Below are 17,781 nucleotides of genomic sequence, written 5' to 3'. Positions count from 1 at the left end.
GCAGAAGGCGGCGTGTTCGGGCGGTTGCCACCCTCCAGGCTACTGGGCGGGACGGATGACGACCAAAAGGTCGCCGGCGTCGACCTGGGCGGTCTCGGCGATCGCGAGCCGCTCGACGACGCCGTCCACGGGAGCGGTGATCGCCGCCTCCATCTTCATGGCCTCTATCGACGCGACCGGCTGGCCCGCCGCGACGGTGTCGCCCACGTTCGCCTTGAGGGTGACCACTCCCGAGAACGGCGCGGCCACCTGACCCGGCTTGGACGTGTCGGCCTTCTCGGCCTGGCGCGTCTCGACCTTGATGCTGCGGTCACGCACGAAGACCGGCCGGAGCTGGCCGTTCAAGGTCGTCATCACGGTGCGGATGCCCTTGGCGTCGGCCTCGCCGATCGCCTCGAGTCCCACATACAGTTGTACGCCCGGGTCGATCTCGGCGACGTGCTCCTCCCCCGGCTTGAGGCCGTAGAGGTAGTCCGGCGTGCCGAGGGCGGCCAGGTCGCCGTACGTCTCGCGGTTCTTCTCGAACTCGCGGGCGGGACCGGGGAAGAGCAGGCGGTTCAGGGTGCGTCGGCGCGTCGCGGCGTCGCCGGCGAGGCCCTCCTGCTCGTCGGCGGTGAGGGGCGGGATGTCGATCGAGATCGTGCGGCCCGCCAGCACCTTCGTGCGGAAGGGCTCGGGCCATCCGCCCGGCAGGTCACCGAGCTCGCCCGCCATGAAGCCGACGACCGAGTCGGGGATGTCGTAGTTCTGCGGGTTGGCCTCGAAGTCGGCCGGATCGGCGCGCACCGCCACGAGCGCGAGCGCGAGGTCGCCGACGACCTTGGACGACGGCGTGACCTTGGGGATGCGGCCGAGGATGCGGTCCGCCGCGGCGTACATGTCCTCGATCAGCTCGAAGTCGTCGGCCAGACCCAGCGCGATCGCCTGCTGGCGCAGGTTGGAGAGCTGGCCGCCCGGGATCTCGTGGTGGTACACGCGCCCGGTCGGCGAGTCCAGACCGGACTCGAACGGGCGGTACAGGTGGCGCACGCCCTCCCAGTACGGCTCGAGGTCGCTCACGGCCTGGAGGCTCAGGCCCGTGTCGCGGTCGGTGTGCGCGAGCGCGGCCACGAGCGCCGAGAGCGACGGCTGGCTCGTGGTTCCCGACATGGGTGCGGCCGCGGCATCCACCGCATCCACTCCTGCGGCACTGGCCGCCAGGAGCGTGGCGAGCTGGCCGCCCGCGGTGTCGTGCGTGTGCAGGTGCACCGGCAGGTCGAAGTTCTCGCGCAGCGCCGTGACGAGCTTGGCCGCGGCCGCCGGGCGCACGAGGCCCGCCATGTCTTTGATGGCGAGGATGTGCGCCCCCGACTCGACGATCTGCTCCGCGAAGCGCAGGTAGTAGTCGAGCGTGTACAGCCGCTCCGACGGGTCGAGGAGGTCGGAGGTGTAGCAGAGCGCCACCTCGGCGATCGCCGTGCCGGTGGAGCGCACCGCGTCGATCGCCGGTCGCATCTGCGAGACGTCGTTCAGCGCGTCGAAGATCCGGAAGATGTCGACGCCGGTCGCGGCGGCCTCGCGCACGAACGCGTCGGTCACCTCGACGGGACGCGGCGTGTAGCCGACGGTGTTGCGACCGCGCAGGAGCATCTGGATCGGGATATTCGGCATCGCCTCGCGCAGCGCTTCGAGCCGCTCCCACGGGTCTTCGGCGAGGAAGCGGAGGGCCACGTCGTAGGTGGCGCCGCCCCAGGCCTCCACCGAGAGCAGCTGCGGCGTCATGCGCGACACGTGCGGACCGACCCGCACGAGGTCGCGCGTGCGGACGCGCGTCGCCAGGAGCGACTGGTGGGCGTCGCGGAAGGTGGTCTCGGTGACGGCCAGGGCGCTCTGCTCGCGCAGCGCGCGGGCGAAGCCCTCGGGGCCCAGCTCGCGCAGCCGGTCGAGCGTGCCCGCCGGCGGCGCGACCGCCAGGTCGATCTCGGGCAGCTTGCTGCCCGGCGAGACGGCCAGCGGCTTCTCGCCGTAGGGACGGTTGACCGTGACGTCGCCGAGCCAGGCGAGCAGCTTCGTCGCGCGGTCGCGCGAGGGATTGCTCGTGAGCAGCTGCGGGCGCTCGTCGATGAACGACGTGCTCACGTCGCCCGCGACGAATGCCGGGTCGTCGAGCACCGCGCGCAGGAACGGGATGTTGGTGGCGACGCCGCGGATGCGGAACTCCGCCAGCGCGCGCCGCGCACGGGCGACGGCGGCCGGGAAGTCGCGACCTCGGCACGTGAGCTTCGCGAGCATCGAGTCGAAGTGCGGACTGATCTGCGAGCCTGCCGCGGTCGTGCCGCCGTCCAGGCGGATGCCGGCACCGCCCGGCGAGCGGTAGGTCGTGATGCGCCCGGTGTCGGGACGGAACCCCTGCGACGGATCCTCCGTCGTGATGCGGCACTGCAGCGCGGCACCCCGCAGCTGGATCTGGTCCTGGGTGAGGCCGAGATCGGCGAGCGTCTGCCCCGCGGCGATGCGCATCTGCGACTGCACGAGGTCGACGTCCGTCACCTCCTCGGTGACGGTGTGCTCGACCTGGATGCGCGGGTTCATCTCGATGAACACGACCTCGCCGGTGCGCGGGCCGGCGGTCTCGAGCAGGAACTCAACAGTCCCGGCGTTCTCGTAGCCGATGGAGCGCGCGAAGGCGACGGCGTAGCCGTGCAGGGCGTCCCGCACCTCCGGGTCGAGGTTGGGGGCCGGGGCGATCTCGATCACCTTCTGGTGACGGCGCTGCACCGAGCAGTCGCGCTCGAAGAGGTGAACGGTCTCTCCCGTGCCGTCGGCGAGGATCTGCACCTCGACGTGGCGTGGACGCTGCACCGCCTGCTCCAGGAACACGCGCGCATCGCCGAAGGCGCTGCCCGCCTCTCGCATGGCCTCGGACAGCGCGGGCGCGAGCTCCTCACGGCGCTCGACGCGCCGCATCCCTCGTCCGCCTCCGCCGGCGACGGCCTTCACGAAGATCGGGAAGCCGATCTCGTCGGCCTGGCCGAGCAGCTCGTCGACGTCGTCGGACGCTTCGGTCGAGCGCAGCACCGGCACGCCTGCGGCGACCGCGTGCTGCTTGGCGGTGACCTTGTTGCCGGCCATCTCGAGCACCTTCGCCGGCGGTCCGATGAAGGCGATGCCGTTCGCCGCGGCCTTCTCTGCGAGCTCGGGGTTCTCCGAGAGGAAGCCGTAGCCCGGGTAGATCGCGTCGGCGCCCGCTTCCTTGGCGACGCGGATGATCTCGTCGACGTCGAGGTAGGCGCGGACGGGATGCCCCTTCTCGCCGATCTCGTAGGACTCGTCAGCCTTCTGGCGGTGCAGGGAGCCACGGTCCTCGAACGGGAACACCGCGACGGTGCGCGCCCCGAGTTCGTATGCGGCCCGGAAGGCTCGGATGGCGATCTCACCACGGTTTGCAACGAGAATCTTCGTAAACATACGACCTCCGGGGCGGCGGTGCGGACGGGGCTGAGTGTGCTCTCAGCCTAGGGGACGGTAACGTGGTGGCTTGTGCACGTCCTATCCGTCAGCTCGCTCAAGGGTGGCGTCGGCAAGACGACCGTGACTCTCGGACTCGCGTCGGCGGCCTTCGCCCGCGGTGTTCGCACGCTCGTCGTCGACCTCGACCCGCAGTCCGACGTCTCGACGGGCATGGACATCCAAGTGGCCGGCAGGCTCAATGTCGCCGATGTCCTGGCCAATCCGAAGGAGAAGACGGTCCGTCAGGCCATCACCTCCAGCGGCTGGGCGAAGGTGCACCCGGGCACGATCGACGTCATGATCGGCAGCCCGTCGGCCATCAACTTCGACGGCCCCCACCCGAGCGTGCGCGACGTCTGGAAGCTCGAGGAGGCACTGGCCACCATCGAGGCCGACTACGACCTCGTCCTCATCGACTGCGCCCCCTCGCTCAACGCGCTCACGCGCACTGCCTGGGCAGCCTCCGACCGCGTCATCGTCGTGACCGAGCCCGGGCTCTTCTCCGTGGCCGCCGCCGACCGCGCGCTGCGCGCGATCGAAGAGATCCGCCGCGGCCTCTCGCCCCGCCTCCAGCCACTCGGGATCGTGGTCAACCGCGTCCGCCCGCAGTCGATCGAGCACCAGTTCCGCATCAAGGAGCTGCGCGACATGTTCGGCCCGCTCGTGCTCTCGCCCCAGCTTCCCGAGCGCACGTCGCTCCAGCAGGCGCAGGGCGCCGCGAAGCCGCTGCACATCTGGCCCGGCGACTCGGCACAGGAGCTCGCGGCCGACTTCGACTCGCTGCTGGACCGCATCATGCGCACCGGCCGCATCCCGGTCCCCGAAGACACGCGTTCCTGACGATGACGGATGCCGCGCCCGGCGGCATCCGCGCGGGTGACCACTCTGCTCACTCGATGATCACATTGCGCACTTTATGCTCGGCTCCGTGAGCGTGATTTGAGTTTCGCGCCGTTGTCACTGACCATATCGCCATGGCATCGATGACGCTGCACCCTGACAGCCTTGCCGTGCACGCCGGCCGCGACGATCTCGCGAGCCTCGGCGTCCACGCTCTTCCCCTCGACCTCTCGTCGACCAATCCGCTGCCCGGCATCGAGCTCGGCGGCCTGTCGTACGAGGTCCTCGCGACCGGCGGCCACCCGTTCGAAGGGGGATCCCACGTCTACGCGCGCCTGTGGAACCCCACCGTCGCCCGGTTCGAAGAGGCGCTCGCGCGTCTGGAGCACGCCGAGGAGGCCGTGGCGTTCTCGTCGGGCATGGCCGCAGTCACCGCGGTCATGCTGGCCTTGACGCACGAGTCCGCGAAGCGCCACATCGTCGCCGTGCGCCCGCTGTACGGCGGTACCGATCATCTGCTCGCCTCGGGCCTGCTGGCGCTGGAGACCACGTTCTGCGCGCCGGACGGCGTCGCCGCGGCCCTGCGCGACGACACGGCACTGGTCGTGCTCGAATCCCCCGCCAATCCGACGCTCGAGCTCGTCGACATCGCGGCCGTCGTCGCGGCAGCGGGCGACGTGCCCGTGCTCGTCGACAACACGTTCGCGACCCCAGTGCTGCAGCATCCGCTCGATCTCGGCGCGGCACTCTCGCTCCACAGCGCGACGAAGTATCTCGGCGGCCACGGCGACGTCGTGGGCGGGGTCGTCGCGTGCGACGCGCAACTGGCCGCGGCGCTGCGCCGCACCCGCGCGATCACCGGCGCCATCATGCATCCGCTCGCCGCCTATCTCCTGCATCGCGGGCTGGCGACGCTGCCGGTGCGCATGCGCGCACAGCAGGAAGGCGCGCGCGTCGTCGCCGACTGGCTGCTCACCCGCCCCGAAGTGGCGCGAGTCCACTTCCCGGGGTTCTCCGAGAGCGATCCGCTCGGCCTCGTCGGGACGCAGCAGACGGGTCCGGGCGCCATGATCGCGATCGAACTGGCGGGCGGGTTCGACGCCGCGGCCGCGCTCACCGCGTCGGTCCAGCTCTTCACGCACGCGGTCTCGCTCGGCAGCGTCGACTCCCTGATCCAGCACCCGGCCGCGCTGACGCATCGCCCGGTCGCCTCCGAGGCGAAGCCCTCCGAGGCGCTCGTGCGCCTGTCGATCGGCCTCGAGGATCCCGCCGATCTCATCGCCGACCTTCGTCAGGCGCTCACTGCGAAGACCGGGCGACCAGAGGAGGCGGCCGCCGCGGTGCGATGACGCGGCTCAGCCGAGCTCGTCGGCGACGAGCTCGCAGAACGACTGCCCCTCCGGACCGACTCCCTTCGGTACGTCGACGACCGTCACGACGTCGTCATCGGGACTCTCGGTCGGACCGAGGTCGATGTGCAGTTCGACCCAGATCGCCCCGGATCCGATGAGCCGGGCGCCGTGCGCGGTGTGCGCGACGAAGCTCGACGTGCTCTTCGCGATGAGGCTCACCGTGCCGTCCTCGTTGGTCGCCACGGCCTGGTCGCGGTCGAGTCCGTTGACCTGGACCACGAGCGACTCACCGTTGGCGGGGTTCCACCAGGTCCACTCACCGTGGTGGGTGCTCTGACCGTACAACTCTCCGCGCCGCTCCATGAGCTGGAAGCGACCTTCGTCGCGGTAGGAGAAATGCACCTCGAAATCGACGGTCCCCTCACACAACGGAGCGTAGGCCTCCTGCGCGATGCCACCGCCCTCGTCGACCCAGTTCTCGACGTACGGCGGGCCGCCGGCTGCGGCGGGTGCAGCTGCTCCGGCGAGAGTCAGTGCGGCGATCGCCGCGGCTGCGATGGCGGATCTGCGGAACATGGTCTCTCCGCTCACTCGGCGAGGAGCCGCGATGAGCGGCCGGCGCCGAGCGTACTCCCCCGCCGGTTGCGCGAAAAGGTCCCCCGTTGCGGGAAGGGGGTCAGGCCGAGCGGGCTGCGCGGCGAACGGCGAGCTCATCCATCGGGTCGGGCTTCTCGACCTCGAACTCCAGGAGCTCGGACTCGACCTCGCGGAGCACCTTGCCGACGGCGATGCCGAAGACGCCCTGGCCGCGGCTGACGAGGTCGATGACCTCGTCGTTGGAGGTGCACAGGTAGACGGAGGCGCCGTCGCTCATGAGGGTCGTTCCGGCGAGGTCGCGGATTCCGGCGGCGCGGAGCTGGTCGACTGCCGTGCGGATCTGCTGCAGCGAGATCCCGGTGTCGAGGAGGCGCTTGACGAGCTTGAGCACGAGGATGTCGCGGAATCCGTACAGGCGCTGCGAGCCCGAACCGCTCGCGCCGCGGACCGTGGGCTCGACGAGCTCGGTGCGCGCCCAGTAGTCGAGCTGACGGTAGGTGATGCCGGCCGCCTTGGCCGCGGCGGCACCGCGGTAGCCGACCTCGTCGTCCATCGCGGGGAGCCCGTCGGTGAAGAGGAGTTCAGCACCGAACGGCTCGCCAGGAGCTACGTCTCCGGACATGTCGTTCCCCCTCCGGATCGAATACTTCCACGCTAGATCAGGCTCCCCCTCGCGGCAATGACATCCGCCCATCGGGGGTCGGCGTGTCGCGCGCTTCGTCAGGCTCAGCGGTGCTGCGTCCGTCAGGACAGCATGCGGTCGAGCGCCGAGCGCACGAAGATCGCGCGCACATCGTCCAGACGCCGGGTCAGCTCCGGTGCGAGTTCACCGGCACGGCCGCGGGACGAGGCATCCGTCCGCCGCAGCAATGGCGCCAGCGCCGACTCGACGAGCGCGACATCCCGCTCCGCACTCTGCCGCAGCGCGCGGACGTGACGCGGCTCGATGCCGTGGCGATCGAGTGCGACGAGCGCCCGCAGGAGCGTGACCGACTGCTCGGTGTACGACTCCGCCCCCGCCATGATGCCGGTGCTGATCGCGTCGTTGAGCAGCTGCGGAGCCGCCCCGGCGGCGGCGAGCAGCTCGTCGCGACGGTAGCGCCGCGGCGCCGGCACGATCGACGGCGGCGGCACCGCGGTCGGCGTCGCGGGGTCGCGCCCCGCGTCGACGTCTTCCAGGTACTCGCGGATGACCGACAGCGGCAGGTAGTGGTCGCGCTGCAGGGTGAGCGCGAGCCGCAGCCGCTCCAGGTCGTCCTGCGAGAACTTGCGGTAGCCCGACTCGGTGCGCAGCGGCGTCACGATGCCCTGCACCTCGAGGAAGCGCAGCTTGCTGGAGGTGAGGGACGGGAACTCCGGCGAAAGCCGAGCCAGAACCTGCCCGATGCTGAGAAGACCCGCGGACGACGCCCTTTCCTGGGCGGATGCCGCGGGCATCAGGCCTCCGCCGCTCGCGAAAGGTCGGCGGGAGAGACGAAGAAGTTGAGTCGGAACTTGCCGATGCGCACCTCGGCGCCGTTGGTGAGCGTGGCCCGGTCGACCCGCTCGCCGTTGACGTAGGTGCCGTTGAGCGACCGCTGGTCGACGAGCTCGAAGGTCGTGCCGGTGCGGGTGATCTCGGCGTGACGACGCGAGACGGTCACGTCGTCGAAGAAGATGTCGGCCTCCGGGTGGCGACCGACCGTCGTCACGTCGGAGTCCAGCAGGTAGCGGGCGCCGGCGGTGGGGCCGGAGCGGACGAGAAGGAGCGCGGCACCGGACGGGAGAGCCTCGATGGCGTCGAGCTCGGCGTCGCCGAGCTCGCTGCCGAAAGGCACGAACGACAGGTCGGAATCGTGGCCGAACGTCTGTGTCGTGTCGGCCCCGCGATCGGACTCGTGTGCGTCGGCCCCGGCTGCCCGGCGGATGTCGCCCTGATCGGGTCGGCGGTCGTGCTCCACGGTTTCCTCCTCTGTCTGTTCAGACTATCTGATCGCTCACGGCTCCGACGAGACAGATTCCATTTGCGCAATGTTTCGCCGCATGTCGCCTGAGATGCCCCGTTCGGCGCGGGCACCTAGCCTGGCAGGACGCAACCGATCCGTCGTCATCGAAGGAGCCCACCGTGTCCAGCCCGCACAGCCACATCCCGCCCCTCGAGGTGCGTGAGCGTGCGGCGTGCATGTGCGACCACGGTGACACCTGCTCCTCGTTCGCGCCGGGCCACGCGCTGCACCTCATCCAGGCGCGCCTGGCCGCGGCGACGCCGTCGGACTGGGCGGACGCGATCGTCGAGGCATCCGACCCGCGCTCGGGCTTCGTGATCGTCCGCACCCTTGCGGACTGGTCGGCCGTCGCGCTGTGGAACGGCACGGGGGCGGCCGCGGCCGCGACGCCCGGCACGCCGGTTGCGCTGCACGAGCGCTACCACGTGCTCGCCGTCGGCGGCGCGCGGTTCAACGTCCTGCGCGGCTGACGCTTCGGCCGGTGGTGCGCCGGTCCGGCGCCGCCGCGTATCGAAGAAGCAGCGACGAGCCTCAGCTCATCGCCATCATCATGTCCTTCATGGCCATGCACGCGTCCATGCACGCCTTGCACGCCTGAGCGCACATCTTGCAGACCTCGCTGTGGTCGGCGTGCTCCATGCACTCGTCCATGCACAGCTGGCACATCGCGATGCACGCGTCGAGCATCGACATCATCGTCGCCTGGTTCATGCCCTGCATGCGCATCATGGCGCGCATCATCGTGTTGCACATGTCCGCGCAGTTCATGCACGCGGGGGCGCACGACATCATCTGCGTGGAGCACACCGTGCACGCCTGCTCGCAGGCCGAGCAGGCATCCATACAGGCCTGCATGACCGACATGTCCATGGTCTTCTCCATGCCGGGCATCGACATCATGTCCTTGGACATGGCGCCCATCATCATCTGGTCCATCTGCCGGATCCTTCCGCGTCGGGGACGACGGGCAGGGGGCCCGCCTGTCGCCAGGCTAGACCTCCCAGGGTCCGGATCAAAGAGCCGGATAGGCTCGATCGCGTGATGTCACAAACTCTTCACAAGCCCCTCGCAGCCCGGCTCGGAGTGCTCGTCGCCGCCGTTCTCACCGCCTTCGGCGTCGTGCTCGCGACGGCCTCCCCCGCCAGCGCCCACGACGAGCTGCTGGGCAGCGATCCCGCCGCCGGCAGCACGGTGGCGGCGCTTCCCACCGAGCTCGCGCTCACCTTCAGCGCCGAGATCGCCGACGACGAGGGCGCCTCGGTCGTGGAGGTGACGGATGCCGCGGGCACCTCGCTCGCCGGCGGCACGCCGACCGTCCGCGACAACGTGCTGACGCAGCCGCTCACGGGCGAGGCATCCGGTGCCGTCACCGTGCTGTGGAAGGTCGTCTCGAGCGACGGGCACCCCATCTCGGGCGAGTTCTCGTTCACCGTCGAGGGCGCACCCGCGCCGACCCCGACCGAGACGGCGTCGCCGGCGCCCACCGAGACGACTGCTCCCGTCGAGACCGCGACGCCGACCCCCACTGCCACCGCGCTCGAGCCGGAGGACGCCGGTTCCTCCTCCGCCGACGCCTGGCCCTGGGTGATCTTCGGCATCATCGCGCTCGGCGTGCTGGGCGCCGTCGCCTACCTCCTGCTCTCGCGCGCACGGCGCGAGAAGGACCTCGACGCGGCCCGCGAGCAGGCGTCCGGAGGGGCCTCGGGGCCCGGCTCCGAGCCCCCGGCCGACCACTAGGCTGGAAGCATGCCTCACTACGACGTCGCCATCCTCGGCGCGGGGCCCGGCGGGTACGTCGCGGCCGTCCGTGCTTCTCAGCTCGGCCTCAAGGTCGCGATCATCGAAGAGAAGTACTGGGGCGGTGTCTGCCTCAACGTCGGCTGCATCCCCTCGAAGGCTCTGCTCAAGAACGCCGACCTCGCCCACCAGTTCCACCACAAGGCCGATCTGTTCGGCATCTCGGGTGACGTGCACTTCGACTTCGGCGTCGCGTGGGACCGCAGCCGCAAGGTGGCCGAGACCCACGTCAAGGGCATCCACTACCTGATGAAGAAGAACAAGGTCGACGAGTACGAGGGCCGTGGCTCGTTCGTCGACGCGAACACGATCGACGTCGCGAAGTCCGACGGCACGACCGAGCGCGTCACCTTCGACAACGCCATCATCTCGACCGGCTCGAAGGTGCGTCTGCTCCCGGGCGTGCAGATCGGCGGCAACGTCGTGACGTACGAGGAGCAGATCCTCGCCCGCGACCTGCCCCAGTCGATCGTCATCGTCGGCGCCGGCGCCATCGGCATGGAGTTCGCCTTCGTGATGGTGAACTACGGCGTGAAGGTCACGATCATCGAGTTCCTCGACCGTGCGCTGCCGAACGAGGACGCGGACGTCTCGAAGGAGATCGCCCGCCAGTACAAGAACTACGGCGTCGACATCCTCACCTCGACCAAGGTCGAGACGGTGACCGACCAGGGCGACAAGGTCACCGTGACCTACACCGCCAAGGACGGCAGCCAGGGCTCCATCGACGCCGACAAGGTCATGATGTCGATCGGCTTCGCGGCCAACGTCGAGGGCTTCGGGCTCGAGAACACCGGCGTGAAGCTGACCGACCGTGGTGCCATCGACATCGACGACCACATGCGCACCAACGTGCCGCACATCTATGCGATCGGCGACGTCACCGCGAAGCTGCAGCTGGCCCACGTGGCCGAGGCGCAGGGCGTCGTGGCCGCCGAGACCATCGGCAAGACCGAGACCATGACCCTCGGCGACTACCGCATGATGCCGCGCGCGACCTTCTGCTCGCCGCAGGTGGCCTCGTTCGGCCTGACCGAGCAGCAGGCGCGCGACGCCGGCTACGACGTCAAGGTCGCCAAGTTCCCGTTCTCGGCGAACGGCAAGGCGAACGGCTTGGGCGAGCCCATCGGCTTCGTCAAGCTCATCGCCGACGGCGAGCACCTCGAACTGCTCGGCGGCCACCTCATCGGCCCCGACGTCTCGGAGCTGCTCCCCGAGCTCACGCTCGCGCAGAAGTGGGACCTCACCGCTCTCGAGGCCGCGCGCAACGTCCACACGCACCCGACGCTGTCGGAGGCTGTGCAGGAGGCCTTCCACGGCCTCGCAGGTCACATGATCAACCTCTGATCAGCACGCGCACGAACGCCCCGGACCTTCTCGGAGGGTCCGGGGCGTTCGACGTGCTCAGTGCCCGAGAGTGCGGGCGAGCTTGGAATCGGATGCCGCGGGCCGGCCGCCGACCGCGTGCACCGCCTTCTCGGCGGCGGCGAAGAGCGCCTGCCGCTCCTCCAGCCAGGCAGGCGCCGCGGGGCCGAGCTCGAACTCCCATTCCCGCCAGGCACGCTCGACGCCCGCGCGCTCGTCGTTCGCGCTGACGCGGTCGTCGACGAACTCGGCGACCACGCCACCCGCCGCGTCCTGCAGGGCGTAGGCCGTCCGGCTGTTCCGGATGCGCGCGATCGGCGTGAGCGAGGTCACGGATGCGAGGGACGAGATCGCGTCGGCGATCCCCTGCGGGATCTCACCCGCGGGTCCGAGCGGCCAGTGCAGCTCCACCCGGCCGCCGTCGGCGCGGCGGGGTCCCTTGATGTGCCAGCCCTCGTCGGGTCCGCCGGTGCGGCGGCGCACCGCGTACCCGGCGTGGGCCAGCGAGAGGTCGTCGGTGTCGAAGTACTGCGCGTCGAGGTCGCGCGGTTCCGGTTCGCCCACGCGGGCGACACCGGGCAAGGTCGACCAGTCGGGCAGCGGCGTGGGGTCGTCGACGTCGAATTTCAGCTCGATCTCGACGCTGTGCGACGCCTCGCCGTCCGCGGTTCCCCCGCCGGCGGCCTTCGTCGGGGACTCGTCAGCGGCGCTCACGGGGCTGGTCGCTGTCGGGGTCGATCTCGTCCTCGGCTTCGACGAACCAGAACTCGGCCTCGGTCGGTCCGTCGTTCTCGCCGGTGCGGCCGGGTGCGCCGCGACGTTCGTAGACCACCTGCGTCTCGCTGTAGGGGACGATCATGCGGTCGAGGTTCGGGTCTTCGAGGGGCAGCAGCTGTCCGTCGAGCGGACCCCCGTGCAGTCGTGCGATGGCCATGACGCCAGCGTAGACCCAGATTCCCGCGTGCAAGCGCTTCCAGCTTCTCCCCCTAGAATCGCGTGCGTGAAGGCCATCCGCACATTCACCGTCCGCCCCGTCCTCGCCGAATCCCTCGCACCGCTCGACCGCCTCGCCTCCAACTGGCGCTGGTCGTGGAGCCGCGCGACGCACTCCCTCTTCGCCTCGATGGATCCCGCGCTGTGGGACGAGATCGGCGCCAACCCCGCCCGCATGCTCGGCGCGCTCGGCCAGGAGCGCCTCGACGAGCTCGCTGGCGACGACGAGTTCGTCGCCCGCGTCCGCGAGGAGGACGAGCGCCTCACCGCGTACCTCGAGGGCGACCGCTGGTTCCAGCGGCTCGAGGGCGACAAGCCGGTCCACATCGCGTACTTCTCCCCCGAGTTCGGCGTGGACGGCTCGTTGCCGCAGTATTCGGGCGGCCTCGGCATCCTGGCCGGCGATCACCTCAAGAGTGCGTCGGATCTGGGCGTTCCGCTCACCGGCGTGGGGCTCTTCTACCGCGCCGGCTACTTCCGCCAGTCGATCGGCGACGACGGCTGGCAGCGTGAGAGCTACCCGCTGCTCGACCCTTATGGCCTCGGCCTGACCCTGCTGCGCGACCGCGAGGGCGCGCCCGTCGAGATCGCGCTCGACCTGCCGGGCGACCGTCGCCTTCACGCCCGGGTCTGGGTCGCCGACATCGGCCGCATCCCCCTCCTGCTCCTGGACTCCGAGACGCCGTCGAACTCCGACGACATGCGTCGCGTGACCGACCGCCTGTACGGCGGCGGTGGTGAGCACCGCCTCCTGCAGGAGCTGCTCCTCGGTGTCGGCGGTGTGCGCGCGGTGCGCGCGTGGTCGGAGCTGTCGGGTCGCCCGGCCCCCGACGTGTACCACACCAACGAAGGCCACGCGGGCTTCCAGGGCCTCGAGCGGATGTCGGAGCTCATCACGCAGGATCACCTGAGCTTCGACGAGGCCCTCGCCCAGGTGCGGGCGGGCACCGTGTTCACGACGCACACGCCGGTCCCGGCCGGGATCGACCGCTTCTCGCGCGACCTCATCGCCGACGTGCTGACCAGCGGCCTGTTCCAGGGCCTCGACGCGGGCCGGGCGATCAGCCTCGGCCTCGAGACCTTCCCGGGCGGCGACCAGGGCGTCTTCAACATGGCGGTGCTCGGCCTGCACCTCGGCCAGCACGCGAACGGCGTCTCGGTGCTCCACGGCGAGGTGAGCCGCGGCATGTTCGGCATGCTGTGGCCCGGCGTCGACACCGACGAGGTGCCGATCACGTCGATCACCAACGGCGTCCACGCACCCACGTGGGTGCACCCGGCGCTGAAGGCCGTGAGTGAGCGCGCGTGGGGCGACGCCCACACCGACACGCACGACTGGACCGACCGCGCGATCGTGACGGATGCCGAGCTCTGGGGCGTCCGCCAGCAGATGAAGAGCGAGCTCGTCGCCGAAGCGCGACGGCGGGTCGCGGCATCCGTCACCGGAAACGGCAGCGGCCGCACCCCCTCGTGGGTGGAGGATCTGCTCGACCCGGAGGTGCTCACGATCGGCTTCGCTCGTCGCGTGCCGACGTACAAGCGCCTGACGCTCATGCTGCGCGATCCCGAGCGGCTCACGCGCCTGCTCACCGACCCCGAGCGCCCCGTGCAGATCGTGATCGGCGGCAAGTCGCACCCGGCCGACGACTCGGGCAAGATCCTGATCCAGCAGCTCGTGCGGTTCAGCCGCGACCCGAAGGTGCGCGGGCGCATCGTGTTCCTGCCCGACTACGACATCACGCTCGCGAAGGACCTGTACCCCGGCTGCGACGTGTGGCTCAACAACCCGCTGCGTCCGCTCGAGGCGTGCGGCACGAGCGGCATGAAGGCGGCGCTCAACGGCGCGCTCAACCTGTCGATCCTCGACGGCTGGTGGGACGAGTGGTTCGACGGCCAGAACGGCTGGGCGATCCCGACGGCCGACACCGCGTCCAACGACGAGGAGCGCGACGACGCCGAGGCCGCGGCGCTCTACGACCTCATCGAGCACCAGCTCGTGCCGAAGTTCTACGACCGCGAGGGCGGCATCCCGACCGCGTGGCTCGGCATGGTTCGCCACACCATGACCGACCTCGGCAAGAAGGCCACGAGCGACCGCATGGTGCGCGACTACGTCGAGCGGCTTTACGTGCCGGCCGCCGCGCACGATGTCGCGCTGCGCGCCGACGGGTTCGCGCAGGCTCGCGCGGTCGCGGCGTTCGTCAGCCGGGTCACGGGCGCGTGGAGCCGCGTGTCGATCGCCAGCGTCGACAGCTCCGGGATCCCGCAGCAGGCGCAGGCGGGCGACGTGCTCGAGGTGCGCGCCGACGTCCGCCTCGACGGCCTCTCGTCGGACGACGTCGCGGTCGAGCTGCTCTACGGCCGCACCGATGAAGACGACGCGCTCGCACGCGATCACTCGGTGTACCGCCTGTCGCTCGCGGGCGACGGTCCCGACGGCGTGCGCAGGTTCACGGGCACGCTGCCCCTCACGGTCACCGGCACGTTCGGCTACACCGTGCGCGTGCGCCCCGACCACCCGCAGCTCGTGTCACCAGTGGAGCTCGGGCTCGTCACCTACGCCTCCTGAGTTCTGGACGACGGATGCCTCGCCCGGCGCACTGCGCCGGGGCGGGGCATCCGTCTTCTTCATCCCGAGCACAGAATCGAAAGTTCCGCGTCCGCGGCACATTAAATCGTTCCAATAACCTCGCCCGATCCATTGACCCGCGAGAACCAGTCGTCTATCGTCGCTCGGGAAAACGTATTCCGTACGTTTACAACGATGAACGGTCTGCATCCCCACGCGGACCTCGACCCGGGAGAGCGATTCGAAGATGAATCTCGGCAGAACTTCTGTCCGCGCGCTGGTGGCCGGCACGGCCGCCTGCGCCCTGACCCTCGGCCTGGCGCAGCCCGCGCTGGCCGAGGACGCCGCCCCAGCCGGCGCACAGCTGGAAGCGCTCGACCGCGGCCTGGTCGCGGTGTCGACCGGCGAGGGCGTGTTCCTCAGCTGGCGACTCCTCGCCACCGAGGCCGGCCCCGCCACCGAGACCGGCGTGAGCGGCCCGTCGTTCGCGGTCTTCCGCGACGGCGAGCGGATCGCCACGGTCGACGACAGCACGAACTACGCCGACACGGACGGGTCGGCGGCATCCGTCTACACCGTCGCGCCGGCGTGGCACGACGTCATCGGCGAGCAGTCCGCACCGGTATCGGTCTGGAGCGGCGGCTTCTACGACCTGCCGCTGCAGAAGCCCGCCGACGGCACCACGCCGCCGGGTCAGATCCACCCGAACGGCGAGAAGTACACGTACTCGGCGAACGACGCCTCGGTCGCCGATGTCGACGGCGACGGCGCTCTCGAGTTCATCGTCAAGTGGGATCCGTCCAACGCCAAGGACGTCTCCCAGGTCGGCTACACCGGCCCGGTCTACGTCGACACCTACGAGCTCGACGGCACGCTGCTCAACCGCATCGACCTCGGCGTCAACATCCGCGCCGGTGCGCACTACACGCAGTTCATGGTCTACGACTTCGACGGCGATGGCCGGTCCGAGACGATGCTCAAGACCGCACCGGGCACGAAGTCCACGCAGTACGACGCCAACGGCTCGGCCGCGGCATCCGAGTACATCTCGCTGCTGCCCGAAGACGTCGAAGCCGGTGTCGCGCACACCGACGACTACCGCATGAGCGCGGCCGACTACGAGGCCCACCTCGTGAAGATGTTCCAGGGCTGGACCGAGCACCCCGAGGTGGTCGCGGGCAACTGGCCGGCGACGCTCGAGCAGGCGTTCGGCATCCCGGTCACTCATGAGTACCCGCTGTCGCAGGCGGATGCCGAGGAGCTGGTCGACTACTTCATCGACACCTACGCCCCGTCGCGAAGCGCGCGCAACGTGCTCCGCAACTTCGAGGGCTTCATCGTCGACGGACCGGAGTACCTGACCGTGTTCGACTCGGCGACCGGCGAGGAGCTCGAGACCGTCCGCTACGAGCCGGGCCGCGGTGACGACGGCCTGCTCTGGGGCGACTACGCCATGTCGCGGATCGAGCCGGGCAACCGCGTCGACCGCTTCCTGGCGGGCGTCGCCTACCTCGACGGCTCGCACCCGTCGGCGATCTTCGCGCGCGGCTACTACACGCGTTCGACCATCGCCGCGTACGACTGGGACGGCGAGCACCTCAGCACGCGCTGGTTCGTCGACAGCGGCCACGTGCCGATGACCAACCCGTTCAACGACGGCCCGCACGGCCGCGACGGCACCGACCCCGTCTACGGCAAGATCACCACGCAGGGCTTCCACTCGCTGAGCGCGGCCGACGTCGACGGCGACGGCAAGCACGAGATCGTCTACGGCGCGGCGACCATCGACGACGACGGCGGCCTGCTGTACAGCTCGTTCGACGTGCTGCCCGCGGGCAGCGCCGCGCCCGGCGACAACGTCCGCCTCGGCCACGGCGACGCGATGCACGTCACCGACATCGACCCGAACCGTCCCGGACTCGAGATCTGGACGGCGCACGAGGGCGGCGCCTACGCGCCGTACGGTTCGGCGATGCGCGACGCGGCGACCGGCGAGGTCATCTTCGGCGCCTACTCGGGACGCGACACCGGCCGCAGCATGATCGGCGACGTCCGCCCCGACGTCCCGGGCATCGAGACGTGGGCGAGCATGCCGGGCGGCACCGAGGCATCGGGTCTGCTGAGCGCGACGGGAACCGTCCTCGGCTCGACGATCCCCGGCACGAACCAGTCCATCCGCTGGGCGGCCGACCTCACGACGCAGATCGTCAACGGAAGCGGCGAACAGGACGTCACCATCGACGACTGGACGCGCGGCCGGCTGCTGACCGCGACGGGCACGCGCACGAACAACGGCACGAAGGGCAACCCCTCGCTCGTCGCGGACGTGCTCGGCGACTGGCGCGAGGAGCTGCTCGTACGCACCGCGGACTCGACCGCACTGCGCATCTTCACGAGCACCGAGGTGACGACGCACAAGCTGCCGACGCTCCTGCACGACGTGCAGTACCGCGCCGAGGTGGCCCGCCAGAACACCACCTACAACCAGCCCTCGTACACGAGCTACTACTTCGCGAGCGACATGGACTTCGCGAACGTGCCCGTGCTCACGACGGCAGCCACCCCGCGCGAGCCGAAGTTCGTCAACCCGCGCGGTTCGCAGTCCGACCACGTGGTCGTAACGCCCGACCCGGCGTTCGACTACTACGTGAACGGCGTCAAGGCCTATAAGCCGCTGGTCAAGGTGCCCGCCGGCTCCGAGGTCCGCGTGACGGCCGTGCCGAAGGCCGGCTTCGCGGTGGACGCGGGTGCGGTGTCGACCTGGACCCACGCGTTCAGCACCGACCGCTGAGTT

15 protein-coding genes are annotated in these 17,781 nt (G+C 70.1%); 7 read left to right on the top strand and 8 right to left on the bottom strand.

Annotation, left to right across the window (positions count from 1 at the left end; all coding sequences use genetic code 11):
• Positions 1–39: 39 nt before the first annotated feature.
• Positions 40–3,447 (bottom strand): pyruvate carboxylase, encoded by a 3,408-nt coding sequence (locus IM767_RS07665; protein WP_109209244.1) that lies wholly within the window; start codon positions 3,445–3,447, stop codon positions 40–42.
• Positions 3,448–3,519: 72 nt separating this feature from the next.
• Between IM767_RS07665 and IM767_RS07660 the strand changes: the two genes are divergently transcribed.
• The gene (locus IM767_RS07660; protein ID WP_106813684.1) at positions 3,520–4,329 is read left to right on the top strand and encodes a ParA family protein; all 810 of its coding nucleotides are present in this window, start codon (positions 3,520–3,522) and stop codon (positions 4,327–4,329) included.
• Positions 4,330–4,463: 134 nt separating this feature from the next.
• Complete coding sequence (locus IM767_RS07655; RefSeq protein ID WP_109209243.1) at positions 4,464–5,678, top strand: trans-sulfuration enzyme family protein; 1,215 nt, start codon at positions 4,464–4,466, stop codon at positions 5,676–5,678.
• 6 nt (positions 5,679–5,684) lie between these two features.
• On the opposite strand, the gene IM767_RS07650 is transcribed toward IM767_RS07655, so the two are convergent.
• The 4 genes from IM767_RS07650 to IM767_RS07635 all read right to left on the bottom strand — a co-directional run bounded on the left by IM767_RS07650 (position 5,685) and on the right by IM767_RS07635 (position 8,218).
• Positions 5,685–6,257, bottom strand: coding sequence for a hypothetical protein (locus IM767_RS07650; RefSeq protein ID WP_109209242.1), 573 nt, complete (start codon positions 6,255–6,257; stop codon positions 5,685–5,687).
• 100 nt (positions 6,258–6,357) lie between these two features.
• A complete protein-coding gene (locus IM767_RS07645; protein WP_109209241.1) occupies positions 6,358–6,900 on the bottom strand; it encodes a MerR family transcriptional regulator in 543 nt (180 codons plus the stop codon).
• A gap of 122 nt (positions 6,901–7,022) precedes the next feature.
• A complete protein-coding gene (gene ftsR / locus IM767_RS07640; RefSeq protein WP_109209240.1) occupies positions 7,023–7,715 on the bottom strand; it encodes a transcriptional regulator FtsR in 693 nt (230 codons plus the stop codon).
• Entirely contained in the window at positions 7,715–8,218 is a 504-nt protein-coding gene (locus IM767_RS07635) for an FHA domain-containing protein (RefSeq protein ID WP_109209239.1), read from the bottom strand. Before IM767_RS07635 ends, ftsR begins: the two co-directional genes overlap by 1 nt.
• A 164-nt stretch (positions 8,219–8,382) precedes the next feature.
• Here IM767_RS07635 and IM767_RS07630 point away from each other — a divergent pair, with 164 nt between their 5' ends.
• Positions 8,383–8,733, top strand: coding sequence for a hypothetical protein (locus IM767_RS07630; protein ID WP_109209238.1), 351 nt, complete (start codon positions 8,383–8,385; stop codon positions 8,731–8,733).
• 61 nt (positions 8,734–8,794) lie between these two features.
• Here the strand turns inward: IM767_RS07630 and IM767_RS07625 are convergent, their stop codons facing one another.
• The gene (locus tag IM767_RS07625) at positions 8,795–9,199 is read right to left on the bottom strand and encodes a four-helix bundle copper-binding protein (protein WP_109209237.1); all 405 of its coding nucleotides are present in this window, start codon (positions 9,197–9,199) and stop codon (positions 8,795–8,797) included.
• A 105-nt stretch (positions 9,200–9,304) separates the two neighbouring features.
• On the opposite strand from IM767_RS07625, the gene IM767_RS07620 reads away from it, so the two are divergent.
• Together IM767_RS07620 and lpdA are read left to right on the top strand one after the other, a co-directional pair.
• Positions 9,305–10,000: a copper resistance CopC family protein gene (locus tag IM767_RS07620; protein WP_109209236.1), complete on the top strand. Its 696-nt coding sequence runs from the start codon at positions 9,305–9,307 to the stop codon at positions 9,998–10,000.
• Between the two features lie 9 nt (positions 10,001–10,009).
• The gene (gene lpdA, locus IM767_RS07615; RefSeq protein ID WP_109209235.1) at positions 10,010–11,407 is read left to right on the top strand and encodes a dihydrolipoyl dehydrogenase; all 1,398 of its coding nucleotides are present in this window, start codon (positions 10,010–10,012) and stop codon (positions 11,405–11,407) included.
• 57 nt (positions 11,408–11,464) lie between these two features.
• Here lpdA and IM767_RS07610 read toward each other — a convergent pair whose 3' ends face one another.
• Entirely contained in the window at positions 11,465–12,139 is a 675-nt protein-coding gene (locus IM767_RS07610) for a CYTH domain-containing protein (RefSeq protein ID WP_109209234.1), read from the bottom strand.
• Positions 12,126–12,359 carry a response regulator gene (locus IM767_RS07605; RefSeq protein ID WP_109209233.1) on the bottom strand — a complete coding sequence of 78 codons (234 nt, stop codon included), beginning with the start codon at positions 12,357–12,359 and terminating at the stop codon, positions 12,126–12,128. The genes IM767_RS07610 and IM767_RS07605 overlap by 14 nt, the downstream gene beginning before the upstream one ends.
• A gap of 66 nt (positions 12,360–12,425) precedes the next feature.
• Here IM767_RS07605 and glgP point away from each other — a divergent pair, with 66 nt between their 5' ends.
• Both glgP and IM767_RS07595 read left to right on the top strand, forming a co-directional pair.
• The gene (gene glgP / locus IM767_RS07600; RefSeq protein ID WP_109209232.1) at positions 12,426–14,987 is read left to right on the top strand and encodes an alpha-glucan family phosphorylase; all 2,562 of its coding nucleotides are present in this window, start codon (positions 12,426–12,428) and stop codon (positions 14,985–14,987) included.
• Positions 14,988–15,234: 247 nt separating this feature from the next.
• The gene (locus IM767_RS07595) at positions 15,235–17,778 is read left to right on the top strand and encodes a rhamnogalacturonan lyase (protein WP_109209231.1); all 2,544 of its coding nucleotides are present in this window, start codon (positions 15,235–15,237) and stop codon (positions 17,776–17,778) included.
• Positions 17,779–17,781 lie beyond the last annotated feature (3 nt).

This window comes from Microbacterium ureisolvens (assembly GCF_015278315.1).
GTDB classification, from domain to species: domain Bacteria; phylum Actinomycetota; class Actinomycetes; order Actinomycetales; family Microbacteriaceae; genus Microbacterium; species Microbacterium ureisolvens.
The sequence above is the reverse complement of the archived record's forward strand: the minus strand, read 5'-3'. Positions and strand labels throughout refer to the sequence as shown.

What these genes read in the sequence shown, in the direction of transcription:
- IM767_RS07605 (WP_109209233.1), bottom strand. Translation starts at nt 12,359, where the DNA reads ATGGCCATCGCACGACTGCACGGGGGTCCGCTCGACGGACAGCTGCTG.
- IM767_RS07645 (WP_109209241.1), bottom strand. Translation starts at nt 6,900, where the DNA reads ATGTCCGGAGACGTAGCTCCTGGCGAGCCGTTCGGTGCTGAACTCCTC.
- IM767_RS07625 (WP_109209237.1), bottom strand. Translation starts at nt 9,199, where the DNA reads ATGGACCAGATGATGATGGGCGCCATGTCCAAGGACATGATGTCGATG.
- IM767_RS07620 (WP_109209236.1), top strand. Translation starts at nt 9,305, where the DNA reads ATGTCACAAACTCTTCACAAGCCCCTCGCAGCCCGGCTCGGAGTGCTC.
- IM767_RS07595 (WP_109209231.1), top strand. Translation starts at nt 15,235, where the DNA reads ATGAATCTCGGCAGAACTTCTGTCCGCGCGCTGGTGGCCGGCACGGCC.
- IM767_RS07655 (WP_109209243.1), top strand. Translation starts at nt 4,464, where the DNA reads ATGGCATCGATGACGCTGCACCCTGACAGCCTTGCCGTGCACGCCGGC.
- IM767_RS07650 (WP_109209242.1), bottom strand. Translation starts at nt 6,257, where the DNA reads ATGTTCCGCAGATCCGCCATCGCAGCCGCGGCGATCGCCGCACTGACT.
- IM767_RS07665 (WP_109209244.1), bottom strand. Translation starts at nt 3,447, where the DNA reads ATGTTTACGAAGATTCTCGTTGCAAACCGTGGTGAGATCGCCATCCGA.
- ftsR (WP_109209240.1), bottom strand. Translation starts at nt 7,715, where the DNA reads ATGCCCGCGGCATCCGCCCAGGAAAGGGCGTCGTCCGCGGGTCTTCTC.
- lpdA (WP_109209235.1), top strand. Translation starts at nt 10,010, where the DNA reads ATGCCTCACTACGACGTCGCCATCCTCGGCGCGGGGCCCGGCGGGTAC.